General features: G+C 51.9%; 23 protein-coding genes and 3 tRNA genes. 19 read left to right on the top strand and 7 right to left on the bottom strand.

Annotation, left to right across the window (positions count from 1 at the left end):
• The first annotated feature begins 113 nt into the window (after positions 1-113).
• The 3 genes from FDX14_RS24650 to FDX14_RS24640 all read left to right on the top strand — a co-directional run bounded on the left by FDX14_RS24650 (position 114) and on the right by FDX14_RS24640 (position 433).
• Positions 114-200 (top strand) — tRNA-Leu (locus FDX14_RS24650).
• A 28-nt stretch (positions 201-228) separates the two neighbouring features.
• Positions 229-315: transfer RNA gene (locus tag FDX14_RS24645), tRNA-Leu, on the top strand.
• A 32-nt stretch (positions 316-347) separates the two neighbouring features.
• Positions 348-433 (top strand) — tRNA-Leu (locus FDX14_RS24640).
• 38 nt (positions 434-471) lie between these two features.
• Here the strand turns inward: FDX14_RS24640 and FDX14_RS24635 are convergent.
• The gene (locus tag FDX14_RS24635) at positions 472-708 is read right to left on the bottom strand and encodes a DUF1435 domain-containing protein (RefSeq protein ID WP_072277010.1); all 237 of its coding nucleotides are present in this window, start codon (positions 706-708) and stop codon (positions 472-474) included.
• A gap of 252 nt (positions 709-960) precedes the next feature.
• Between FDX14_RS24635 and FDX14_RS24630 the strand changes: the two genes are divergently transcribed.
• Entirely contained in the window at positions 961-2,037 is a 1,077-nt protein-coding gene (locus tag FDX14_RS24630; protein ID WP_061382865.1) for a GGDEF domain-containing protein, read from the top strand.
• A gap of 108 nt (positions 2,038-2,145) precedes the next feature.
• Positions 2,146-2,934: a siderophore-iron reductase FhuF gene (fhuF, locus tag FDX14_RS24625; RefSeq protein WP_042312536.1), complete on the top strand. Its 789-nt coding sequence runs from the start codon at positions 2,146-2,148 to the stop codon at positions 2,932-2,934.
• A 29-nt stretch (positions 2,935-2,963) separates the two neighbouring features.
• Here the strand turns inward: fhuF and FDX14_RS24620 are convergent, their stop codons facing one another.
• A complete protein-coding gene (locus FDX14_RS24620; protein WP_061382863.1) occupies positions 2,964-4,304 on the bottom strand; it encodes a PTS sugar transporter subunit IIC in 1,341 nt (446 codons plus the stop codon).
• A gap of 365 nt (positions 4,305-4,669) precedes the next feature.
• Between FDX14_RS24620 and FDX14_RS24615 the strand changes: the two genes are divergently transcribed.
• Positions 4,670-5,128 (top strand): YbaK/EbsC family protein, encoded by a 459-nt coding sequence (locus tag FDX14_RS24615; RefSeq protein WP_038636987.1) that lies wholly within the window; start codon positions 4,670-4,672, stop codon positions 5,126-5,128.
• 57 nt (positions 5,129-5,185) lie between these two features.
• Here the strand turns inward: FDX14_RS24615 and bglJ are convergent, their stop codons facing one another.
• Positions 5,186-5,863: a DNA-binding transcriptional activator BglJ gene (gene bglJ / locus FDX14_RS24610; protein ID WP_042312540.1), complete on the bottom strand. Its 678-nt coding sequence runs from the start codon at positions 5,861-5,863 to the stop codon at positions 5,186-5,188.
• Positions 5,824-6,549, bottom strand: a complete 726-nt coding sequence (locus FDX14_RS24605; protein ID WP_042312542.1) for a response regulator transcription factor — start codon at positions 6,547-6,549, stop codon at positions 5,824-5,826. The genes bglJ and FDX14_RS24605 overlap by 40 nt, the downstream gene beginning before the upstream one ends.
• Positions 6,550-7,000: 451 nt before the next feature.
• Between FDX14_RS24605 and FDX14_RS24600 the strand changes: the two genes are divergently transcribed.
• The 6 genes from FDX14_RS24600 to opgB all read left to right on the top strand — a co-directional run bounded on the left by FDX14_RS24600 (position 7,001) and on the right by opgB (position 12,727).
• Positions 7,001-7,777, top strand: a complete 777-nt coding sequence (locus FDX14_RS24600; protein WP_079225555.1) for a threonine/serine exporter family protein — start codon at positions 7,001-7,003, stop codon at positions 7,775-7,777.
• The gene (locus tag FDX14_RS24595) at positions 7,768-8,241 is read left to right on the top strand and encodes a threonine/serine exporter (RefSeq protein WP_038636981.1); all 474 of its coding nucleotides are present in this window, start codon (positions 7,768-7,770) and stop codon (positions 8,239-8,241) included. The genes FDX14_RS24600 and FDX14_RS24595 overlap by 10 nt, the downstream gene beginning before the upstream one ends.
• A gap of 121 nt (positions 8,242-8,362) precedes the next feature.
• Positions 8,363-8,902 (top strand): primosomal protein DnaT, encoded by a 540-nt coding sequence (gene dnaT / locus FDX14_RS24590; protein ID WP_079225556.1) that lies wholly within the window; start codon positions 8,363-8,365, stop codon positions 8,900-8,902.
• Between the two features lie 2 nt (positions 8,903-8,904).
• On the top strand, positions 8,905-9,642 hold the full coding sequence (gene dnaC, locus FDX14_RS24585) for a replicative helicase loader DnaC (RefSeq protein WP_038636979.1): 738 nt from the start codon (positions 8,905-8,907) through the stop codon (positions 9,640-9,642).
• A gap of 71 nt (positions 9,643-9,713) precedes the next feature.
• Positions 9,714-10,205, top strand: coding sequence for a YjjA family protein (locus FDX14_RS24580; RefSeq protein WP_042312547.1), 492 nt, complete (start codon positions 9,714-9,716; stop codon positions 10,203-10,205).
• Between the two features lie 230 nt (positions 10,206-10,435).
• Positions 10,436-12,727 carry a phosphatidylglycerol--membrane-oligosaccharide glycerophosphotransferase gene (gene opgB / locus FDX14_RS24575; protein ID WP_137350428.1) on the top strand — a complete coding sequence of 764 codons (2,292 nt, stop codon included), beginning with the start codon at positions 10,436-10,438 and terminating at the stop codon, positions 12,725-12,727.
• 43 nt (positions 12,728-12,770) lie between these two features.
• Here the strand turns inward: opgB and FDX14_RS24570 are convergent, their stop codons facing one another.
• Both FDX14_RS24570 and FDX14_RS24565 read right to left on the bottom strand, forming a co-directional pair.
• On the bottom strand, positions 12,771-14,216 hold the full coding sequence (locus FDX14_RS24570; RefSeq protein ID WP_137350427.1) for a tagaturonate reductase: 1,446 nt from the start codon (positions 14,214-14,216) through the stop codon (positions 12,771-12,773).
• Between the two features lie 13 nt (positions 14,217-14,229).
• Complete coding sequence (locus tag FDX14_RS24565; protein ID WP_137350426.1) at positions 14,230-15,252, bottom strand: zinc-binding alcohol dehydrogenase family protein; 1,023 nt, start codon at positions 15,250-15,252, stop codon at positions 14,230-14,232.
• A 136-nt stretch (positions 15,253-15,388) separates the two neighbouring features.
• Here FDX14_RS24565 and FDX14_RS24560 point away from each other — a divergent pair, with 136 nt between their 5' ends.
• The 3 genes from FDX14_RS24560 (at position 15,389) to FDX14_RS24550 (ending at position 18,447) form a co-directional block, all read left to right on the top strand.
• Positions 15,389-16,303, top strand: a complete 915-nt coding sequence (locus FDX14_RS24560) for a GntR family transcriptional regulator (protein ID WP_042312558.1) — start codon at positions 15,389-15,391, stop codon at positions 16,301-16,303.
• Between the two features lie 214 nt (positions 16,304-16,517).
• Positions 16,518-17,879, top strand: coding sequence for an MFS transporter (locus FDX14_RS24555; protein WP_137350425.1), 1,362 nt, complete (start codon positions 16,518-16,520; stop codon positions 17,877-17,879).
• A 52-nt stretch (positions 17,880-17,931) separates the two neighbouring features.
• Positions 17,932-18,447: a GNAT family N-acetyltransferase gene (locus tag FDX14_RS24550; protein WP_137350424.1), complete on the top strand. Its 516-nt coding sequence runs from the start codon at positions 17,932-17,934 to the stop codon at positions 18,445-18,447.
• An 87-nt stretch (positions 18,448-18,534) separates the two neighbouring features.
• On the opposite strand, the gene tsr is transcribed toward FDX14_RS24550, so the two are convergent.
• On the bottom strand, positions 18,535-20,196 hold the full coding sequence (tsr, locus tag FDX14_RS24545; protein WP_042312566.1) for a methyl-accepting chemotaxis protein: 1,662 nt from the start codon (positions 20,194-20,196) through the stop codon (positions 18,535-18,537).
• Positions 20,197-20,444: 248 nt separating this feature from the next.
• Here tsr and FDX14_RS24540 point away from each other — a divergent pair, with 248 nt between their 5' ends.
• From FDX14_RS24540 to yjiA, 4 genes are all read left to right on the top strand, one after another.
• A complete protein-coding gene (locus tag FDX14_RS24540; protein WP_137350423.1) occupies positions 20,445-20,993 on the top strand; it encodes a hypothetical protein in 549 nt (182 codons plus the stop codon).
• Between the two features lie 242 nt (positions 20,994-21,235).
• Positions 21,236-23,386: a pyruvate/proton symporter BtsT gene (gene btsT, locus FDX14_RS24535; RefSeq protein ID WP_003830033.1), complete on the top strand. Its 2,151-nt coding sequence runs from the start codon at positions 21,236-21,238 to the stop codon at positions 23,384-23,386.
• Positions 23,387-23,436: 50 nt separating this feature from the next.
• Positions 23,437-23,631 (top strand): YbdD/YjiX family protein, encoded by a 195-nt coding sequence (locus tag FDX14_RS24530; protein ID WP_003830038.1) that lies wholly within the window; start codon positions 23,437-23,439, stop codon positions 23,629-23,631.
• 12 nt (positions 23,632-23,643) lie between these two features.
• Positions 23,644-24,600 carry a GTPase gene (gene yjiA, locus FDX14_RS24525; RefSeq protein WP_042312574.1) on the top strand — a complete coding sequence of 319 codons (957 nt, stop codon included), beginning with the start codon at positions 23,644-23,646 and terminating at the stop codon, positions 24,598-24,600.
• Positions 24,601-24,627: the final 27 nt, after the last annotated feature.

The following is a 24,627-nucleotide window of genomic DNA, read 5'->3' as shown; positions in this document are numbered from 1 at the left end:
ATGGCCGTTTTTGCATCAATCGGCCCAGCCTGTACAATTAACTATTGACGAAAAGTTGAAAACAACTAGAATGCGCCTCCGTGGTAACGATACTTTTTGAGTGTCGATGGTATGCGAAGGTGGCGGAATTGGTAGACGCGCTAGCTTCAGGTGTTAGTGTCCTTTCGGACGTGGGGGTTCAAGTCCCCCCCCTCGCACCATAATCCACGTTGATATTGCTCGCACTGGGCGAAGGTGGCGGAATTGGTAGACGCGCTAGCTTCAGGTGTTAGTGTCCTTTCGGACGTGGGGGTTCAAGTCCCCCCCCTCGCACCAACGAGGCGATATCAAAAAAATAAGATGACTGTGCGAAGGTGGCGGAATTGGTAGACGCGCTAGCTTCAGGTGTTAGTGTCCTTAGGATGTGGGGGTTCGAGTCCCCCCCCTCGCACCAATTATCTTATTTTCCTCTCGCTTTCTTCCCTGTTTCGCTTATCCCTGATTCCAGTTCATCATTACCAGCACAATGCCGCCGATCAACGCCGCGCATGAAGGTAACAGAACAAAATGCCGTAAGCGCTTGTGATATAGCATGAGCGAAGTCAGTAGTAATCCTAATACAATCATTACCTTCCATACATAGACTGACAGATCGGTAAATGCCATTCCGGCAATGAGCATCCCCGGCAACAGAACTCCCCATCCACTGCCCAGCGTACGTTGCAACATGGTTCCACCTACGACATTGATAATGATAACCAATATCATATGATATATTTTCTCATTTGTCAGCTGGGAGGCACTATCAATTATATGAGTTTTACTTAACGATTGATGACATGAATAACCTAAGGTGATAAATTGCTCGCCGATTAACGCTTCAACTAAAAATAAAGACCTCAGCGAATGATGCCCCGTTCGTTATTTGTTTTATTTACCAACACATCTTCGTATATTACAGATAACTAACAATATTTACCTATGACAGTACAATCCTGGCGAACTCTGCGCACTAAAAAATATCAACTCTCGTTGCGTTTGTTTCTGCTTCTCAACGCAGTCTCCGCGCTGTTTACGCTTTTTTTCCCACTTTTTGCCGTCAAAGCCGTATCAGTACCGGCTCTGCTGATACTGATCACCAGCACGCTGCTGCTTATATGGCATGGGAAATATACGGATAAAAAAATTAATCTCCCTTTTATTTCAATAATTTTTGGCTTGTTATGGGCATTTCATATTTTTCAGAAATATTCCACGCTCGGTCATAATGACTATTATTTTCTGTTAATCGCACTGCTCAGTGTACTGTTTATTGGATCTATTGCTTTTGCCAATAATATCATCGCGTTTACGCTTCACTCATTGCCTTCCGTCGCCGTCTGTTTATGGCTTAGCGGCAACGAGCATGGTTTACGAATTTTCTATTTTATGGCGTTACCGATGGCCGGGATCGCCATCCAGCATGTGATTCAAAAGCGCTACGATGGTTTCGCCCAGCAGTTGATGTACAAACTGCTGGAGGAACGAGAAACGCTCAGCGGACTCAGCATGCTTGATCCGCTTACTGGTTTATATAACCGCCGGGGGCTGCAACACAGACTCGATACACTGTTGGCGCTGAGCAACTCGAAGCACTACGTGTTGTTATTAGATATCGACCACTTCAAAGCCTATAACGATCATTACGGGCATATGATGGGTGACCAGGCGCTGATCCGCGTCTCAGCGGCCATTCGTGATTCCGTACGCTCCCGGGATGTGGTGGCGCGATTCGGCGGCGAAGAATTCATGGTTTTGCTGACCGCGATCGATCCGCAGCAGGCACAGGCTGCCGCCGAGCGTATTCGTCAGAAAGTGTACGACCTTAAAATACCCCACATGTTTAACGAAAGCGTGGCAACCAACGTGACCGTCAGTATTGGCATTGCGCCTCTGGTAGAGCAGGATATTGAGGCCGCTATCGCCAGAGCGGATAAAGCCCTATACGAGGCGAAAAACCTCGGGCGTAACAACACGCTGGTCAGCGATGAGCTACGGATAAACCGCCCTTCACTCTGAGCTATATGTGCGGTGGCACCCAGCATCGTGACAAAGATCTTGCCATCGTTCATTGTCAATTATAGGATTAGCAATCATTATCATTTAGATTAACATCCGTATATTGCCATGGCTTATCGTTCCGCACCGATCGTTGAAGATGTCATCTGGCGTAGCCACCTCCCAGCAAAGATGCCCTCGCTGGCGGCTGCTGTACGCGAAACGATAGCCAAGACCCGTGAGCACCTACTGGACTTCATTCGTCTTGACGAAATCCCCGTACCGGGCGCGATGACGTTACATGAATGGACGCAACCGGCGACGCTCAGTTCGCTGTTGGCCGTTTATTCAGACCATATCTATCGCAACCAACCTACGCTGACACGCGAAAATAAGCCGCTGATTTCTCTCTGGGCCCAGTGGTATATCGGCCTGATGATGCCTCCGCTCATGGTAGCTCTGCTGACGCAAAAAGAGGCTATCGATGTCTCTCCTGAACACATGCACGTAGAATTCCACGAAACGGGCCGTGCAGCCTGCTTCTGGATCGATGTGCATCAGGATCACCAGACCACGGCCCTGTCTCCTCAACAACGTATGGAAACGCTGATTCTCACAGCGCTGACGCCGGTTGTGCAGGCGCTGGAAGCGACAGGCGAGATCAACGCAAAGCTTATCTGGAGTAATACGGGATACTTAATTCACTGGTACTTAACGGAAATGAAGCCGTTGTTAGGTGAAGAACTGTTGAACACGCTGCGCCAGACCTGCTTTTTTGAGAAACAACTCTCCTGCGGCCAGGATAACCCCCTGTGGCGTACCGTTGTTCCACGCGAGGGACTGTTAGTTCGCAGAACCTGCTGCCAGCGCTATCGCCTGCCCGACGTTCAGCAATGCGGTGACTGTACGCTGAAATAAGCGAGGAACCGTAGCCCCTCGCCAACAAATTATGCAACCTGCTGATTTTCTTCTATACGCTGTGCTTCTTCTTTTTCCTGTGCCAGAAGCTGCTTTTCATAAACTTTAAAGAATGGGAAATAAATGATCGCCGACACCAATGCCAGCAGGACAACCAGGATGGCCGCACGATAATCCCAGCCTAACGCCCATGCCGCACCAACCGGAGCCGGGGCCGTCCAGGGAACGACGGAAATCACCCGACCAATTAAATCCAGCTTCATCGCCGCCCATGCCAGCACCGCATTCACCATCGGGGCCAACAGGAACGGGATAAAGAACACCGGGTTCATAACAATCGGCGTACCGAAAATCACCGGTTCATTAATATTGAAAATGCTGGGGACCACGCTCAAACGCCCAATCGAGCGTAAATGAGCCGAACGGCTGCGCAGATAGCAAATCACCAGCCCCATCGTCGCGCCGGACCCACCAACCACGATGAAAAACGTCCAGAATGCTTCCATAAAGATATGGGGCAAAGGCGCGCCCTGTGCCAGCGCCGACTGGTTCATTCCGAGATTGGTTAGCCAGAACATTTGCAGCATCCCCGATACAATCGCCGCACCATGGATCCCAGCAAACCACAGTAGATGACCAATCAGCACGGCCAGTAGTATCGCCGGGAGAGAATCAGCGGCGGATACCAGTGGTTTAAAGATGGCCATAATGGCCTGCGGGATTAGCATGTCAAACTGCGACTGTATAACCAGACTCAGAGGGTACAGAGTTAGCACCACCACCAGCACCGGGATCAGCAGATCGAAGGAGTTTTTGATCATTGGCGGCACCTGATCGGGTAAACGGATACCGATGTTGTGCGCCTTCAGGAAACGCATCATTTCAACACAGTAAATCGCCACCAGGATAGCGGTGAAAATCCCCGTCCCACCCAGGCTATCAACGGGCATCGTGCCTTTGGTTTTCGGCGCAGCAATCAGCAAAAAAGCCATAATGGACAACATCGCGCACATAAACGGATCTAATTGATACGACTTCACATAGTGCTTCCCCAGGTTATAAGCGATAGCCGCACATATGTAGACCGACATGATCCCCATCGTCATATCAAACGGAGTGAGGATTTGGCCTTCAAACTGTTTTGCCATGTCCAGCCATGCGCGGGCAAATCCCCATGTTGTATCAGGAGAAAATGGCGGGTAGGCAAAAACCAACAGAAATGAGCCTACGATCATAAATGGCATAGCCGAAATAAAACCATCACGAATTGCCATCACGTGACGTTGCGAAGAGATACGCCCGGCGACAGGGCTGACGTAGTTTTCAACAAAGCGGAAAATTACATTAAACACAGCATGGTTAGTAGACATAGCCGCTCTCCCGTTGCGCAAAACCCTGCAGCCATGCAGTCATCAACACCACCACGTAAAGCCCATTACACTTTTTCGCAACCGTGCCGGGAAGAGCACCAGCGCAACTGCATTTTGAGTTAAGTTTCATAGATGGCTCTTATTATGTGATACAGAGGAAGTGACAACTTCAGTATTAATCGTCATTTCAACAATCTGCAACCGGTTACTGTAACCGGTTTCTTTGATTGTGAAGACGATCGAAAAACTGCCAATGTTGCCATGTTGTTACAATAAAATATTTACAGAGAGGTGAGCCCTATGACAAATTACGCCATGCGGTTTTCTGCTGTGCGGAGCTGCCTGTAGGCACCATGGAGAGAAGAATGAGTTTGCAATCAGTACGCCAATTTTTGGCGCAGCATGCCCCAGATATTGAGATCATCGAATTAGACCAGAGCACGGCAACCGTCGAACTGGCAGCTAAAGCCCATAATGTCGAACCCGGTCAGATCGCGAAAACACTTTCGCTAAAGGTGAAGAACGACATCATCCTGGTTGTCGCCAAAGGCGATGCCCGGCTGGATAATAAAAAGCTAAAGAGCACGTTCGGTGCCAAAGCCCGTATGCTGAGTAGTGATGAGGTAGTGAACGCGACGGGTCATCCCGTTGGCGGCGTTTGTCCTTTCGGGCTGGAAACACCGATCTCGGTTTATTGCGATGTTTCTCTGAAGCACTATGCTGAAGTGTTGCCTGCGGCAGGAGCCATTCACAGCGCGGTTCGCATCACACCGGAAAGGATGGCTGAGCTAACTTCAGCCACCTGGGTTGATGTGTGTCAGTGATGTTTCACGCCCCAGCCCGGTGACTGAAACCGACACAAAATAGGTCTACGTTGATCGTTACGACGCCGCTTGTAGAAAAGGTGTCGATTCACCTGCGCGCAGATACAGCAGGATATCGGCGGCATCCAGTAACCCAACATCTGAGCTCACGCCCAGCTTGGACATTACGTTAAATTTATGCGCCCGAATGGTTTTAATATTCCGCTCAAGCTGAACGGCAATCTGCGGCATCGAATAGCCATTCGACATAAAACGCAGAATTTCTCGTTCTGTAGGGCTAAGCACACGGCTTTGATTGATAAACCAATGGTTTTTCGCGCTTTCGGTTACCTGGGTAGGGCAATTCAATGCTGTAAATAACGCGTCCTGCAACACAGTTAACGAAGACGCTTTGCTAACAACCCCATCCAATGGCAATGGTGACAGAGAGCCAATTAAACGCGCCTCAGCATCGTCATCGGCAATAACTATACGCCTGATGCGAGGGAAATTTATCGCCAGTTCCGTCAGATAGGCGAGCCCTGCTCTGCGATCGGTCCTGATAGCAGAAAGAGAAAAAATAACTGCCGAAAATGACATTTTTAACATCGCCTGACTAAAGGCAAGCTGATTCGAAAAGAGATGAAGTGCGTATTGGTCACCCGGCATGGTATTAAATAAACTCTCAATACCCACGCTACTCATCGCACATTTTTCTATAAGTGCGACGTTTCTTTTAATGCTTCTGCTTTCCATTCCGTGGTCTCTCCATATACTGAAGGTAAATTCAGTTCTCGCGATCCTTGAGAACTGTTTATCCATGCGTACATTTCTGCATTGCTGTGTATTGATAAGCGACGCATGGCGCTGTTCTTTTGGGCGCTGATTGTTTTATTACTTTTCTTAAGCAACGACGCAATCTGGTTAATTCCCCAGCCTTTTCCCAGGAGTCTCAGCACTTTCCTCTCCGAGAGGGTAAGTACAATTGAGCGGACGCTATGGTCAGCCAACTCTGGCATTACGGGCGGAGAGAGCAGCGACTTGCTAATTCTCTCTGCTCGGGTATTTCCCGCATGAATTACATTCACTAAACTTTCAATCGGCTCTGCATCAGATAACAGCGAACTGATCGGGCACATCAGCAGTTCGATGGCGAGAGGGTAAAAAATACGAGATACAAGAAATACCCAATGAATATCACGGTATTGAGATAATAAAGAATAATATTGTTCGCAGACTGAGCGAGGATGATTACAGTCTGCGGGTAAATCAGCAATCACCAAATCAGCGCACCGCAACTGCAACAATGTCAGTTCTTCAACGGAACGACAGTAAGTTAATTCGCAATCAGCGAACTGTCCTTGCATTACACCTTTAAGCCCAGTTTGTACGATCGGTAATTTACTAATAATAATTGCGTTTTTGCAGCGTCCTGGCAACATATCCCCTCCACATTCACCAGTCCGTATTCGCACTTATTAAAAGCTTCCTGATAAATTAAATATATTAATTAACAGAAAAACCTAAACAATAGACGAGGTGAATTGTTTATCCTTGGATTTTATTAAAATATTAAAGTAATGGCGCTATAATCCCAATAGCGTCAAACTATTGAACCGTTATTACAAAATTACGCACAAATACATTCTATGTACAATTAAAAGAACTACAATAGAACATTAGCATTGCTTACGTATTTGCCATCCTTATAAATAACACGATCTTTTCATGTAGCGCTATCTTTATTGATAAGCAGGTAAGGCATGTAAGCAGCTGCGACCTGCGTCTTTTTTCAACGCAAAGATTGATCTTGCCAGAGCCAACGGGCTCGTGCTTCATGATAAAAAGAAAGCATTCACCCTTCAATGAGATCCTTTTCAGTCAGAGCGAGCCATGCAAACAGAGCAGTCGTCACAGCGAACGGTTACACGGTTATGTATACAATGTGGGCTTTTTTTACTCCAGCATGGTGCGGAAAGCGCGCTGGTTGACGAGCTATCCACTCGCCTCGGCCTGGCGCTTGGCATGGATAGCGTAGAAAGCGCCATCTCCTCCAACGCGATTGTCCTGACCACCATTAAAGATGGGCAATGCCTGACGTCGACCCGAAAAAATCATGATCGCGGCATTAACATGCACGTCGTGACGGAAGTGCAGCACATCGTTATTTTAGCGGAACACAAGCTGCTGGATATAAAAGGCGTTGAGAAGCGCTTTAGCCAGATTAAGCCGCTACGCTATCCAAGATGGCTGGTCGCATTCATGGTTGGTTTGTCCTGCGCCTGCTTTTGTAAACTCAATAACGGCGGATGGGATGGCGCAGTGATCACCTTTTTCGCCAGCATGGTAGCAATGTATATCCGCCAGGTCCTGGCATCCCGGCATTTGCACCCGCAAATCAACTTTTGTATCACCGCCTTTGTGGCAACCACGATATCCGGCCTGTTGCTGACGCTGCCGACCTTTAATCACACCCCAACCATCGCCATGGCGGCCAGCGTGCTGCTGCTGGTTCCAGGTTTTCCATTGATCAACTCTGTCGCGGATATGTTTAAGGGGCACATTAATACCGGGCTGGCTCGCTGGGCCATTGCCAGCCTGCTAACGTTGGCGACCTGCATTGGGGTGGTTATGTCGATGACCTTATGGGGGCTACGCGGATGGGCGTGATCGATTTCATTCTGGCGCTAATACAGGACATGATCCTGTCGGCGATTCCGGCACTGGGCTTTGCCATGGTATTTAACGTCCCGCATCGCGCGCTTCCCTGGTGTGCGTTACTCGGTGCGCTGGGCCATGGTTCACGAATGGTGATGATGAGCGCAGGATTTAATATTGAATGGTCAACCTTTATGGCGTCGCTGCTGATTGGCTGCATTGGGATCCAGTGGTCGCGCTGGTATCTGGCGCATCCTAAGGTCTTCACCGTCGCGGCTGTGATTCCCATGTTTCCTGGGATCTCCGCCTACACCGCCATGATCTCCGCGGTAAAAATCGGCCATTTCGGCTATAGCGAAGCGCTGATGATCACCCTGTTAACCAATTTCCTGAAAGCCTCATCAATTGTCGGTGCGCTCTCTATCGGCTTATCCGTACCGGGCTTATGGCTGTATCGCAAACGCCCGCGCGTCTAGCGCGGTAATTTCTAAGCACATCGCAGAGGGGGAATCTCCCCCTCATCTGCTGCTCTCCTGGTTCTCTGTGTTACTATAAAAGCAGTCCCTTCTCAGTTGTTGTTCAGTTTTGAGAAACATTATGCCCTGCAAAATTTTGACGCCGGACGTCATCAGCATTGACGCCTTACTACACGATCATCACGCGGTACTGGCAAAGTCTGCGGGTGGCGCCGTAGCGGTATTCGCCAACAATGCGCCAGCCTTTTACGCGCTGACGCCTGCGCGACTGGCTCAGTTGTTGGAGCTTGAAGAGAAGCTGTCACGTCCAGGAAGTGATGTGACATTGGATGCGCAATTTTATGAAGAGCCGCAAGCTGCGCCCGTTGCCGTGCCAATGGGGAAATTTGCGATGTACGCTGACTGGCAGCCCGATGCCGACTTTCAGCGCCAGGCCGCTCTGTGGGGCGTGGCGTTAAGAGAACCGGTCACCGCCGAGGAACTGGCCTCATTCGTCGCCTACTGGCAGGCCGAAGGCAAAGTCTTTCACCATATTCAGTGGCAGCAAAAACTGGCGCGTAGCATCCAGATTGGCCGGGCCAGCAATGGCGGAATGCCAAAGCGCGATGTGAACAGTGTCAGCGAACCTGACAGCCATATTCCACCAGGTTTTAGAGGATAACGATGAAAAACGTTGGCGATCTGATGAAACGTCTGCAAAAAATGATGCCGCCCAATGTCGAGCCTGCCTTTAAAACGGGCGAAGAGCTACTGGCATGGCAAAAAGAGCAAGGTGAAATTCGTGCCGCAGCGCTGGCCCGCGAAAACCGGGCCATGAAAATGCAGCGCACATTTAACCGCTCCGGTATCCGTCCGCTGCACCAAAACTGTTCATTCGATAACTATCGGGTGGAATGCGAAGGTCAGATGAACGCCCTGAGCAAAGCCCGCCAGTACGTTGATGAGTTTGACGGCAACATCGCCAGCTTTATTTTCTCGGGCAAACCCGGCACCGGCAAAAATCATCTGGCGGCAGCGATCTGCAATGAACTGCTGCTCCGCGGTAAGTCGGTACTGATCATCACCGTGGCTGATATCATGTCGGCGATGAAAGAAACCTTTAGTAACCGTGAAACCAGCGAAGAACAGTTGCTCAACGATCTTAGCAATGTGGATCTGCTGGTGATCGATGAGATCGGCATGCAGACCGAATCGCGCTATGAAAAAGTGATCATCAATCAGATCGTCGATCGCCGATCGTCCTCAAAACGCCCAACCGGCATGTTAACCAACAGCAATATGGATGAAATGAACAAACTGCTGGGAGAGCGCGTGATGGACCGTATGCGCCTTGGCAACAGCCTGTGGGTGATTTTTAACTGGGACAGCTACCGTAGCCGGGTAACAGGCAAAGAGTATTAAACGTATTAGGACCACTCCTAAAGCTGCCAGCGCTATACTGCGCTGAAAAGGCATAACACGAGTTGCATATAATGATGAAAACAACCAAACGTCTGCTGTGCTGTGCGCTTGCCGCCAGCACGCTCATCTCCACCAGCGTTTTTGCTGCCTCCTGGCAGGATTCGCTCTCCAGCGCGGCCAGCGAACTGAGTAAACAAAGCTCCGGCTCGCAGGGCAGCTCGTCGCTCTCTTCCCTGACCAGCCTGCTGAATGGCAGCAATCAGTCACTGACCTCAAGCAGCATGAATAACGCCGCCGGGATCCTGGAATATTGCGCCAAACAGAAACTGGCCTCGGTTACCGACACGCAAAACGTCAAAAACCAGGTGCTGGATAAACTCGGCCTCAGTGCTCCAGAGCAGAAACAAGATACCAACTACATGGACGGCATTCAGGGCCTGCTCAATGCCAAAGATGGCCAACAGCTGGACCTGAATACGATTGGTAATAGCTCGCTGGCGAAGCAGGTAAAAACCAAGGCCTGCGATCTGGTGTTAAAACAGGGCATGAACTTCATTTCCTGAGGCATTAAATGCCGCGCGTCCCCTGCGCGGCATCCCCCATTCCTGCCGATACATACCGCCATCACGAAAGCCGTAATTACCCGCAAAAAAACGCGCATATCTAAACCAATTCTGAATAACAACGTAATTTAATGTCACTACAATTGCAGCAATATAACAACGCTATTACATTGTTCTCTCACCAAATGATTAGCCTGCCAGGCATGTGCCCGGTTTACTGAGGATCGACCGTGTCAGAATTAATCTCCATCACTCTGTTTCTCGCTTCAGTGCTGATTTACGCCTGGAAAGCGGGTCGCAATACCTGGTGGTTTGCCGCCACGTTAACGGTGCTGGGGATTTTTATCGTCTTGAATATCACACTGTATGCCAGTGACTATTTCACCGGCGACGGAATCAACGACGCAGTGCTTTACACTCTGACCAACAGCCTGACCGGCGCGGGTATCGGGAAATATATTCTGCCTGGCGTCGGAATTGCGCTGGCGCTGACGACCGTCTTCGTCGCCCTCAGCTGGATCCTTCGCCGCCGTCGCCATCACCCGCATCACGTGGGTTACAGCCTGCTGGCCCTGCTGCTGGCGCTGGCCTCCGTTGACGCCAGCCCGGCGTTTCACCAGATAACTGAACTGGTGAAATCTCAGTCACGCGATGGCGATCCGGATTTCCTGACCTATTATAAAGAGCCGTCGAAAACCATCCCTCATCCGAAGCTGAACCTGGTTTATATCTACGGCGAAAGCCTCGAACGCACCTACTTTAACAACTATGCGTTCCCGGATCTGACCCCGGAACTCGGCGCGTTGAAAAACGAAGGCATGGATTTCAGCAACACCATGCAGCTACCGGGGACGGATTACACCATCGCTGGTATGGTCGCTTCACAATGTGGCATCCCGCTGTTTGCGCCATTTGAAGGCAATGCCTCGGCATCGGTTTCCAGCTTTTTCCCCAACAATATCTGTCTCGGCGACATCCTGAAAAACTCCGGCTACCAAAACTACTTTGTGCAGGGGGCCAACCTGCGCTTTGCCGGGAAGGATGTGTTCCTGAAATCTCACGGGTTTGATCATCTGTACGGCGCAGAAGAGTTAAAAAGTGTGGTGGCGGATCCCGCATATCGTAACGACTGGGGTTTTTACGATGACACCGTGCTGGACGAAGCCTGGAAAAAATTTGAAGAGCTATCGCGTTCAGGACAACGTTTTTCGCTGTTTACCCTAACCGTGGATACCCATCATCCGGATGGATTTATCTCACGTAGCTGTAACCGCAAACGTTATGACATCGACGGTAAGGCCAATCAGTCCTTCAGCGCGGTGAGCTGCAGCCAGGAAAACATCGCTGAATTTATCAATAAAATCAAAGCATCCCCGTGGTTTAAAGATACCGTGATCGTGGTTTCTTCCGATCATCTGGCGATGAACAACACCGCATGGAAGTATCTGAACAAGCAGGATCGCAACAACCTGTTCTTCGTGCTGCGCGGCGACCAGCCGCAACAGGATACGCTGGCGGTGAAACGTAACACGATGGATAACGGCGCAACGGTGCTGGATATCCTGGGCGGTGATAACTTTATCGGCCTTGGCCGCAGCAGTTTGTCGGGCGAATCCGTGTCGGAAGTGTTCCTCAACATCAAAGAAAAAATGCTGGCGTGGAAACCCGACATCATCCGCCTGTGGAATTTCCCCAAAGAGATGAAAGAGTTCACCGTCGACCAGGACAAAAATATGATCGCTTTCTCCGGCAGCCATTTCCGCCTGCCGCTGCTGCTGCGCGTATCGGATAAACGCGTCGAGCCGCTACCAGAAAGCGAATATTCGGCCCCGCTGCGCTTCCAGTTGGCAGATTTCGCGCCGCGCGATAACTTTGTCTGGGTCGATCGCTGCTACAAAATGGCGCAGCTGTGGGCACCGGAGTTGGCGCTTTCCACCGACTGGTGCGTCTCGCAGGGGCAACTGGGCGGGCAACAAATCGTGCAGCACGTTGACAAAGCCAAATGGAAAAGCAAAACCGTCTTTAAAGACACGGTGATCGACATGGAGCGCTACAAAGGCAACGTCGATACGCTGAAAATTGTCGATAACGATATTCGCTACAAGGCAGACAGCTTCGTCTTTAACGTGGCGGGCGCGCCGGAAGAGGTGAAACAATTTAGCGGTATTTCACGCCCTGAATCATGGGGACGCTGGTCCAATGCGCAGCTCAGTGAAGAGGTAAAAATCGAATACAAAGCGCCATTGCCGAAAAAATTCGATCTGGTCATCACCGCCAAAGCCTATGGCAATAACGCCAATCGCCCAATCCCCGTACGCGTTGGCAATGAGGAACAGACGCTGGTGCTAAGCCATGATATCAGCACCACTACCTTACATTTTGATAATCCGGCGGATGCCGATACGCTGGTGATTATCCCACCCGATCCGGTCGCTACCAACGAGGGCAATATTCTCGGCCACTCGCCGCGTAAGCTGGGGATCGGGATGGTTGAAATCAAAGTGGTGGCAGCTCAGGGGTAAAAAAAACAGCGCCCAACACAACTCCGGGCGCTGCATGGCAACCTTATTCCAGACTGTTCACCGCCTGACGCATTCCCTGCACCAGAATCATTTCCAGGTTGGCTGTCACCTGCTCTGCAAGGCCTGGCAGCAACGTCAGATCTTCCCCCCAGTGCGCGGCATCGCCGAGCACGGTATCCACCAATTCACGCAGCGTCAGGTCATTGCCGACTCGCGGCCACAGGCTGGCATACAGATTTATCCACTGCTCGTCGTCCTGCAATGGATAGCTTTCCCCGGCCCGTTCGCCGCGATAAAACGCCAACAGCGCGGCCAGAGCAGAGGTTAAACGCACAGGCCAGCGTCCATTTTGCTGACCTGCCAGCAACTGCGGCAATATACGGGTGCGGAATTTGGTCATGCCGTTAAGCGCGATGGAAAGCAACTGGTGGCGAATGTAGGGGTTCTGAAAACGTCCGCTCACCGCCCCGGCAAACTCACGCAGTTCATCGGCGTTGAGATCCAATACCGGAATGATTTCTTCACCAATCGCTCGCTCAACATAATGGCGGACATCAGCATCCTGCATCGCTTCGCCAACGGTCTCCAGCCCGCACAGCCAGGCAACCGGCACCAGCGCCGTATGCGCGCCGTTCAGAATCGCGACCTTACGTTCCTTGTACGGCTTGATATCGCTCACCACTCGGATATTCAGCGGGCATTGCGCCAGTTTTAACTCTTCGGCCAACCATGCCGGTCCCTGGATCACGAACAGATAAAAGTGTTCCGCGGTATCGAGAAACGCATCGTGATAGCCAAGCGTAGCTTCCAGCGCGGCGGCTTCTTCACGCGGGTAGCCAGTAACAATGCGGTCGACCAGCGTGGAACAGAAGGTGTTCGCCGTTTCCACCCAGTCGGCAAACGCCGGAGGAAGGTGCCACTCCTGCGCATACCGCAGCACCAGCGTTTTGAGCGACTCACCGTTATAGTCGATCAGTTCGCAGGGGATAATCACCCAGCCCTTATCCACCGCCCCCGCAAAATGGTTAAAGCGCTCCAGCAGCAGTCGCGTCAGTTTGGCCGGAAAACTCACCGGCGGGGCATCATCCACACTGTCCCCCGCGTGATAGCTAATCCCGGCTTCAGTGGTGTTCGAAAACACAAAACGGATATCTGCATTGTGCGCCAGCGCCAGATACGCCGCGAAATCCTTGTACGGGTTGATTTCGTTATTCACCGAACGAATCAGCCGCGCCTCGCTTACCGCCTCGCCCTGCTCGTTCAACCCACGAATAAGTGTGGTATATAGCCCATCCTGAGCGTTCAGCGACGGCGGAAAATCGGTATTAATCGGGCGAACAATGGTCACGCCAGCATTGAGATCCGTTTTCTCATTAAGGATATCCAGTTGCCAGTCAACAAACGCCCGCAGAAAATTACCTTCACCAAACTGGATCACGCGCGTTGGGTAGCTGGCCCCCGGAAAATCACGTCGATTCAATGTTTTCATCACTCTTATCCTCTCAGAACGTGATCACGCCTTTAATCAGTTCCCGGTTGTTAATCACGTCCCGCTCGTAGATCTCTGCAAGCTGGGCAAACGCGTAACGGTGCGTGAGCATCATGTCGGCGGTCAGTTTGCCTGCCGACATCAGGCGCCCCACCTTGGCGAAATCTTCCGGGGTCGCGTTGCGACTGCCCATCATGGTGGTTTCTTTTTTATGGAACTCAGGATCGGAGAACTGTAAATCGCCTTTGAACAGCCCAACGAAAACGATGCTGCCGCCATGGCGAATCAAATTCACTGTGTTGTTCATCGCATGCTGATTCCCCGTGGCATCAATGACCTTTTGCGCCAACGAGCCGCCAAACTGAGCGCGCAATTGCGCCTCAAAATCTTCAGCGGAGGGATCGATAACCGGAAGATCCAGTCGGGAAAGCACATGCTCCCGGCGCGCGGGGCTGGTATCCGCCACCACCACCTGTGCGCCATCGGCTTTGGCAATCGCCGCCGCGCCCAGACCAATCGGACCGGCACCGACCACCAGCACCTGCTCACCCAGCGCTACCGCCGCCCGACGTACCGCATGTGCGCTGATGGCATAAGGCTCAATCAACGCCGCAGCCTGCGGGTCAATGCCCTGCGCATCCAGCAGGTTGGTCACCGGCACGGACAAGTATTCGCTGAAGCCGCCATCCTGGTGCACGCCAATCACTGAAATATTCTCACAACAGTTGGTGCGCCCGCTCAGGCACGCCGGACACTGCTGACAGGCCACGTAAGGAATAACCGCCACCTGCTGGCCATTTTTCAGATTTTGTATATTTTTGCCCAACCCGACAATTTCCCCACATATTTCATGGCCTAATACACGTGGATAGCTGAAAAAAGGCTGATTGCCGCCCCAGGCATGAATATCGGTGCCACAAATACCCACCGACTTAATTTTTATTAATGCCTCGCCCTCACCAGGAATAGGTATTTCACGCTCTTTCCAGACTAATTTTTTAGGTTCCTGGCAAATCAACGTATTCATCGTAGACATGATTCTGCTCTCCTGTTTTTTGTTGCCTCAGATATCAACGAAAATAAAAAAACCGGAGAAAGCGGAAACGTAATCTGTGAATCTCAGCGCATAAAAATGTTTTAAATCGGGTTTTAATAGCCAAAAAGGAGACGCCATGAGCCGTTCACAGAACTTACGCCACAATGTGATTAACCAAATAATCGATGATATGGCGCGGGGTCATATCCCTTCCCCACTTCCGTCGCAAAGCGCGCTGGCGGAGATGTACAACATCAGCCGCACCACCGTGCGCCATATGCTGAGCCACTTAGGCGAATGCGGCGTACTAACGCAGGTCGGCAGCCACTATGTCATCGTGCGTAAACCTGACCATGACGACGGTTTTGCCTGCACCACCGCCTCCATGACCGAGCAAAACCGGATCTTCGAGCAGGCTTTTTTCACCATGATCAACCAGCGCCAACTGCGCGCAGGCGAGAGTTTCTCCGAACTGCAGCTTGCCAGAGCCGCAGGCGTTAGTCCGGTAGTTGTACGGGAATATCTTTTAAAATTCGAACGTTACAACCTGATTAAAAACGAAAAACGCGGTCAGTGGAGCATGAAGCAGTTCGATCAGGCCTATGCGGAACAGTTGTTTGAACTCAGAGAAATGCTGGAAACCCATTCTTTGCAGCATTTCCTCAATCTGCCCGATGATGACCCGCGCTGGCTGCAGGCAAAAACGCTGTTGGAGCGCCATCGCATCCTGCGCGACAGCATCGGCAGCAGCTTTCGTATGTTCTCGCAGTTAGACCGTGAGTTTCATGCTTTACTGCTCTCCGCTGCTGATAATATATTTTTTAATCAATCACTTGAAATCATCTCCGTGATTTTCCACTTCCACTATCAATGGGATGAAAGCGATCTTAAACAGCGCAACATCATTGCCATCGATGAGCATATGACCATCCTCAGCGCGCTAATTTGCCGCAGCGATCTGGATGCCACTCTGGCGCTGTGTAACCATTTGAATACAGCCAAACAATCGATGATTCGCTCTATCAATCAAAGTAGCGCTGCCGCGCATTAAGTACCGATAAAAAACAGCAAACCATTACCGGGAGCACGATTTTATAAAAATATAAACCCCTGAAAAATACCTCTTGCCTATGCTCACGCTAAGTCGACTGCATTAAAAACTTTTGTGAGCGGTGATGAGTAAATTGATTCATCACTGGTATTTTTTCAATACTGCACAGCCCACTGCTGTGTAAAAATAAATTATTGAGGTTCAGGAGTCCGGCGTGGAAAAAAATAATATTACCCTCGACCCGAGTTCTTCGTTTGACACGTCGTCATCAGCGGATATTAATGTTCCGCCTGAGGGCATGGTACAACGCAGTAGCCGAATAAAACGCATTCAGACCACAGCAATGATTTTATTATTTTTTGCTGCGGTGATTAATTACCTCGACCGTAGTTCATTATCGGTCGCCAACTTAACGATTCGGGAAGAACTGGGGCTGAGCGCCACGCAAATCGGCGTCCTGCTGTCGGTCTTCTCTCTCGCTTACGGTATTGCACAACTGCCCTGCGGCCCGCTGCTGGATCGCAAGGGTCCGCGCATTATGTTAGGACTCGGGATGTTCTTCTGGTCGCTGTTTCAGGCGCTGTCCGGGATGGTACACAGCTTCACACAGTTTGTGCTGGTGCGTATTGGCATGGGGATCGGCGAAGCGCCCATGAACCCGTGCGGCGTAAAGGTCATCAACGACTGGTTTAACATCAAAGAGCGCGGTCGCCCAATGGGTTTATTTAACGCCGCCTCCACCATCGGCGTCGCCATTAGTCCACCGATTCTGGCTGCAATGATGCTGGTTATGGGCTGGCGCTGGATGTTTATCACCATCGGCGTGCTGGGCATTTTCCTCGCCATCGGCTGGTACATGTTGTATCGCAACCGTGAGCAGATTGCGCTGAGTGCCACTGAACAGGCTTACCTGAACGCCGGCAGCGTCAATGCCCGCCGCGATCCGTTGAGCTTTGCCGAATGGCGTAGCCTGTTCCGCAACCGTACCATGTGGGGCATGATGCTGGGCTTCAGCGGCATCAACTACACCGCATGGTTATACCTGGCCTGGCTACCGGGCTACCTGCAGACCTCCTACAACCTGGATTTAAAAAGCACTGGCTTAATGGCGGCCATTCCCTTCCTGTTCGGCGCAGCTGGCATGCTGATTAACGGTTTTGTCACCGACTGGCTGGTGAAAGGCGGTATGGCACCGATTAAGAGCCGTAAGATTTGTATTATCGCCGGGATGTTCTGCTCTGCAGCCTTCACCTTCGTGGTACCGCAGGCGACAACATCAATGGCCGCGGTGTTACTGATCGGTATGGCGCTGTTCTGTATCCACTTCGCCGGAACCTCCTGCTGGGGCTTGATCCACGTCGCCGTCGCCTCACGTATGACCGCCTCCGTAGGCAGTATCCAGAACTTTGCCAGTTTTATCTGCGCGTCCTTCGCGCCGATCGTTACCGGCTTTATTGTGGATACCACCAACTCTTTCCGCCTGGCGCTGATTATCTGCGGTTGCGTCACGATGGCAGGTGCCCTCGCCTACATCATCCTGGTGCGCCAGCCCATTAGCGATCCGCGTAAAGATTAATCCTCCAGATGCCCGATAACACCGTGCTTATCGGGCATGTTATGCTCTCCGTATGAACATCATCTTGCGCGCGACTACTCTGGCAGAAACTGCCGCTCTTCCCGCCATCGAACGATCTGCGGGGCAACGTTTTTTACTCCTCCCCGACCTGGCGTGGATTGCTGACGACCAGATTATATCTGCTGCTCAGCATCGGGCATTTGCCGCCGCAGGCATGAGCTGGCTGGCGCAGGTCGATGAGCGTCCGGTCGGTTTTTTGGTAGCCGAAACGCTGGGGTCATCGCTGTTTATTGCTGAACTGTCGCTGCATCTGGAGTGGCAGGGAAAAGGAATTGGCCGCAGATTGATTGGCTATGTTGCCGAACAGGCTCGCGAGAAAGGTTATACGTCACTGACGCTGACCACCTTCCGCGATGTGCCGTGGAATGCGCCATTGTATGCGCGGCTGGGTTTTGAAATGCTGGCTGACGAGACGCTTTCTCCGGAATTGCGCGAAAAAAGGGCTGAAGAGGTGGCGCACGGGCAGACGTACGAACGACGCTGCGCCATGCGCCTGATGCTGCGTTAATTGCCCGATGGCGGCTACGCCTTATCGGCCCTGGGTAACTTGTCCCCGTAGGCCGGATAAGCGACAGCGCCATCCGGCATCACAGGCTTAGAACGTTTCCCAGTTATCCCCGGCATCGGTTACCGCAGCTTTACGCGGCTGGACCGTTGAAACCGGTTTTGCGGCGGCAACGTCGCGCGCGCGCTGTTGGTCATGCTGAATACGGAACACGGCAACGGCCTGGGTCAGACGGCTGGCCTGCTCTTCCAGTGCCGCGGCGGCAGCGGCGGATTCTTCCACCAGCGAGGCGTTCTGCTGCGTCACGCGATCCATCTCTGCAACGGCCAGACCCACCTGGTCGATGCCGCGGCTCTGCTCATCAGAGGCGGAGGCAATTTCACCCATGATATCGGTCACGCGGGTTACCGCATTAACGATCTCATCCATGGTTTCACCGGCGCTTTCCACCAGCGTTGACCCCACATCCACACGGCTGACCGAGTCTTCAATCAGGCTCTTGATCTCGCGCGCGGCCTGCGCACTTCGCTGGGCCAGGTTACGAACCTCACCCGCAACCACCGCAAAACCACGCCCCTGCTCGCCCGCACGCGCGGCTTCTACTGCGGCGTTGAGCGCCAGAATGTTGGTCTGGAAGGCAATCCCGTCGATAACGCTGATAATATCGGCGATTTTCTGCGAACTGGAAGCGATGTCGCGCATGGTTTGCACCACGTTATCAACCACTTTACCGCCTTTCTGCGCGGTTTCCGAAGCGCTCAGCGCCAGATGGCTGGCCTGACGCGCGTTTTCGGCGTTCTGCTTCACGGTCGCCGTCAGCTGTTCCATGCTGGCCGCCGTTTCTTCCAGAGAAGCCGCCTGCTGCTCGGTACGCGAGGAGAGATCGTTGTTGCCCATCGCAATCTCGCTGGCGCCGCTGTAAATCGCGTTGGCACCGTTACGCACGTCACCCACGGTGTTCATCAGTTCACCCTGCATGTGGCGCAGACTTTCCGCCAGCTGTCCAATCTCGTTGGATCCTTCCACCTCAATACGCTTCACCAAATCACCACTGGCGATATGACGAATGCTTTCAATCAGGCGGTTCATCGGAGAGATCAGCGTCAGTTTGATACCAAACCAAACCGCAACGATAGCGGCCAGCACGGTAATCAGTACACATGCCAGCACCCACATTGCCTGGCTATAGGAAGCGTTATTGTCCTCAACCGCGATGTCATACAGGCGATCGTTCTGCTGCATGTAACTCATGTACTGCTTCTCAAAACCGTCCTGATAGCTCTGCGTCGGTTGATCGAAAAACGCGTTGATCTTGCCTTCACCCAGTAACTGGATCAGCTCCGCCAGCGCACCGTGATAGATGTCATAGGTGCGGTTGATCTCCTGGAACGCGGCTTCGCTTTGACGCGGATCCCGCGGGAGCGACTCGTAAATCGCCCAGTTTTTTTCGGTCAGCTTCAGGGCATTACTCGCCACCTGCATCAGTTCTGCAACGGTCGCGCCGCTGCCGATGTTGCTCTGATCCATCATGTAGCGAATACCCGCCCGGTTCAGGGTATTACGCGTTTGCAGCAGTTCAACCCAGGTAGCGTTCAGCGCAGATTGCTGCTGGCGAATGGTTTGCAGAACGGTAAAGTTCTCTTTGTCATTCTTCAGTGAGTTAAAAAACAAGCCGCCTGAGGCGAGCTGTAAAAGGCCAAATAGCGCCAATACCAGCAGTAAGCTGGTAACAATCTTCATTCGTTTTAACATGTTTTCTCTTTCCGCTAGACAGATGTCAGAATTTTCGGCCTGGAAAGGGAAAACTTTATGGAATTCGTTAGAAAAGCAGATGTTCCGGCGACATATCCCGCAGAAAAAAGCAGCAACACCCAATAGTTCAAGTAACGAACAATAGCATCAACGCCTTCCCCTACCTTTTCAGAGGGCTTTTCATTCATACGCACTTCGACTACCAATGATAGTCTTGTCTCCCATCGCTAAAACAAGGAAGTCCTTCTGTGAAAAAGAAATTTCTCGACTTACTCTCCCATTCGTTTGCCTTCATGATGCTGGGATTCATTTTAGGGTTATTTACCCCTGTCGTGCCGAAGCTATTTATCCCGGAGATTGCGGGCATTTTAATGGAAAGTATCGCGCCCAAAAGTATCATGTTACTGTTAATCACTGATGCGTTATTCACCGTCGTTTTACTCAAGTTATGTGGAACATTCGATCCGCAAAAGAAAGTGGCTGCATGCTTCTACAAAATTTTTTCTTTTACACTCAATAAACTTGGAAAATCTATTACCGCGGCCACTTTTGGCGCTCTGTTCGGCCTTACACTGGCAACTTTGTTCTACGGTGAGTTTTGCATGGCGGGTGTCGGCGTAAAATTTTCTCTAATGTTGATTGTGATATGGGGCACGTTTGACTTCCTTAGTCACATGGGTAAAAACGCGGTCGACAAAATAGAGAGGCGTATGTTTTATTTCGTGGTTATCGGCATTACCGCCTACTATATCTACCTCATTGCCACTCAAACACAGGTATCTCCTCCCTGCGTGTGAACAACAGACCTGAAAATATGTGACTAAAATCACATATTTTCAATCTGTTATGCCGAATCAAAACCGCTCACTGACACTTGAGACCGCTTAAGCTGACATACAACCGCTCACTTATTTACCTTACTTTACGCGCGTAATTCTCTGGCAAGATCCCTCCAACATAGCAGTCAATTTACCTCCTCATACACAAGATCAAACCCACGCGGCTTCGGCCAATTATTAATTAGATACCAGGTTTTACTATGGATACGAAAAAGATATTCAAGCACATACCCTGGGTGATTCTCGGAATCATCGGTGCATTCTGCCTCTCGGTAGTGGCATTACGTCGGGGTGAGCACATTAGTGCCCTGTGGATCGTGGTCGCCTCAGTTTCTGTTTATCTGGTGGCCTATCGTTACTACAGTCTGTACATCGCCCAGAAAGTGATGAAACTTGACCCGACGCGCGCCACGCCAGCGGTCATCAACAATGACGGTCTGAACTACGTTCCAACCAACCGTAACGTATTGTTTGGTCACCACTTTGCTGCTATCGCTGGTGCAGGTCCGCTGGTTGGACCGGTACTGGCCGCGCAGATGGGCTACCTGCCCGGAACGTTATGGCTGCTGGCAGGCGTGGTACTGGCAGGTGCGGTACAGGACTTCATGGTGCTGTTTATCTCTTCCCGCCGTAACGGCGCATCTCTCGGCGAGATGATCAAAGAAGAGATGGGCCCGATCCCAGGAACCATTGCCCTGTTCGGCTGCTTCTTAATCATGATCATCATCCTGGCGGTACTGGCGCTGATCGTGGTGAAAGCGCTGGCGGAAAGCCCATGGGGTGTGTTCACCGTCTGCTCAACCGTACCGATTGCGCTATTCATGGGGATCTACATGCGATTCCTGCGCCCAGGACGTGTGGGTGAAGTGTCGGTAATTGGTATTGTGCTGCTGGTGGCTTCCATCTACTTCGGCGGCGTGATTGCGCACGACCCGTACTGGGGTCCGGCGCTGACCTTTAAAGACACCACCATTACCTTTACCCTGATTGGTTACGCGTTTATCTCTGCGCTGCTGCCGGTATGGCTGATCCTCGCCCCGCGCGACTATCTGGCGACCTTCCTGAAAATCGGCGTTATCGTCGGTCTGGCGGTGGGGATTGTTATCCTCAATCCGGAACTGAAAATGCCGGCGATGACGCAGTACGTTGATGGTACTGGCCCGCTGTGGAAAGGCGCTCTGTTCCCGTTCCTGTTTATTACCATCGCCTGTGGTGCGGTATCTGGCTTCCACGCGTTGATTGCTTCCGGTACCACGCCGAAGCTGCTGGCTTGTGAAACCGATGCGCGCTTTATCGGTTACGGCGCGATGCTGATGGAATCCTTCGTGGCGATTATGGCGCTGGTTGCTGCGTCTATCATCGAACCGGGTCTGTACTTCGCGATGAACACCCCGCCTGCGGGCCTTGGCATCACCATGCCGAACCTGCATGAAATGAGCGGCGAAAACGCACCGCTGATTATGGCGCAGCTGAAAGATGTTACCGCACATGCGGCAGCGACCGTCAGCTCCTGGGGCTTCGTGATTTCGCCTGAGCAGATCCTGCAGACCGCGAAAGACATCGGTGAACCGTCCGTTCTGAACCGCGCAGGTGGCGCACCGACGCTGGCCGTGGGTATCGCTCACGTGTTCCACAAAGTGCTGCCGATGGCTGATATGGGCTTCTGGTATCACTTCGGTATTCTGTTTGAAGCGCTGTTCATCCTGACCGCACTGGATGCCGGTACCCGTTCTGGCCGCTTTATGCTGCAGGATTTACTGGGTAACTTCGTGCCGTTCCTGAAGAAAACCGACTCTCTGGTTGCGGGCATCATCGGTACTGCGGGCTGCGTAGGCCTGTGGGGTTATCTGCTGTATCAAGGCGTGGTTGACCCGCTGGGCGGCGTTAAGAGCCTGTGGCCGCTGTTCGGTATCTCTAACCAGATGCTGGCTGCCGTGGCGCTGGTTCTCGGCACCGTGGTACTGGTTAAAATGCAGCGCACCAAATACATCTGGGTTACCGTGGTTCCGGCAGTCTGGCTGCTTATCTGCACCACCTGGGCGCTGGGTCTGAAACTGTTCAGCACCAACCCGCAGATGGAAGGCTTCTTCTTTATGGCGAATCAGTACAAAGAGAAGATTGCTAACGGCGGCGAACTGACCGCGCAGCAGATTGCCAATATGAACCATATCGTCGTCAACAACTACACCAACGCAGGTCTGAGTATTCTGTTCCTGGTGGTGGTGTACAGCATCATTTTCTACGGGTTCCGTACCTGGCAGAAAGCCCGCGCCATCAACGGTCGCTCTGATAAAGAGACGCCGTATGTACCGGTGCCGGAAGGCGGCGTGAAGACCTCTTCACACCACTAAGATGTATTCAGCCCCGCTTCGGCGGGGCTTTTCGCTTATCAGGATTGTTTATGTTTGGTACTTTAGGGCAAGCTAAAAAATATCTCGGTCAGGCGGCGAAGATGCTGATTGGCATTCCGGACTACGACAACTACGTCGAGCACATGAAGACCAACCATCCCGATAAGCCGTACATGACCTACGAAGAATTCTTCCGCGAGCGCCAGGAAGCCCGCTACGGTAGCGGCGGAAGCAGTTGCTGTTAGAAGGAGAAGTGAATGACCCCGATTGCAGTTACCCTACTCACCGGTTTTCTTGGCGCGGGTAAAACCACCCTGCTACGCCATATTCTCAACGAGCAGCACGGTTACAAGATTGCCGTTATCGAAAACGAATTCGGCGAAGTTTCGGTGGACGATCAACTGATTGGCGACCGCGCCACGCAGATCAAAACCCTGACCAACGGCTGCATTTGCTGTACCCGTTCTAATGAACTGGAAGATGCCTTGTTAGACCTGCTCGACAACCTCGACAAAGGCACCATCAATTTTGACCGTCTGGTGATCGAGTGCACCGGCATGGCCGACCCCGGCCCGATTATCCAGACCTTTTTCTCCCATGAAGTGATTTGCGAACGCTACCTGCTGGACGGCGTAATTGCGCTGGTTGACGCGGTGCATGCCGACGAGCAGATGAACCAGTTTACCATCGCCCAGTCGCAGGTCGGCTATGCTGACCGCATCCTGCTGACCAAAACCGACGTCGCAGGTGAAAGCGAGAAACTGCGTGAGCGCCTGGCGCGCATCAACGCCCGTGCCCCGATTTACACCGTCACGCATGGCGATATCGACCTCTCTCTGCTTTTTGACACCAACGGTTTTATGCTGGAAGAGAACGTGGTCAGCGCCAAACCGCGCTTCCACTTTATCGCCGACAAGCAAAACGATATCTCCTCGATCGTCGTCGAACTGGATTACCCGGTGAACATCAGCGACGTGTCGCGGGTAATGGAAAATCTGCTGCTGGAATCCGCCGAGAAGCTGCTGCGCTATAAAGGCATGCTGTGGATTGAAGGCGAGCCAAACCGCCTGCTGTTCCAGGGCGTACAGCGCCTGTACAGCGCCGACTGGGACCGCCCGTGGGGCGACGAAACGCCGCACAGCCTGCTGGTGTTTATCGGTATTAATCTGCCGGAAGACGAGATCAGAGCCGCGTTTGCGGGGTTGAAGAAGTAGATTTTTGTAGGCCGGATTAGGCGCAGC

The organism is Citrobacter sp. wls710, assembly GCF_005281115.1.
Lineage (GTDB): Bacteria > Pseudomonadota > Gammaproteobacteria > Enterobacterales > Enterobacteriaceae > Citrobacter > Citrobacter werkmanii.
This window is presented reverse-complemented; position numbering and strand designations above follow the sequence as displayed.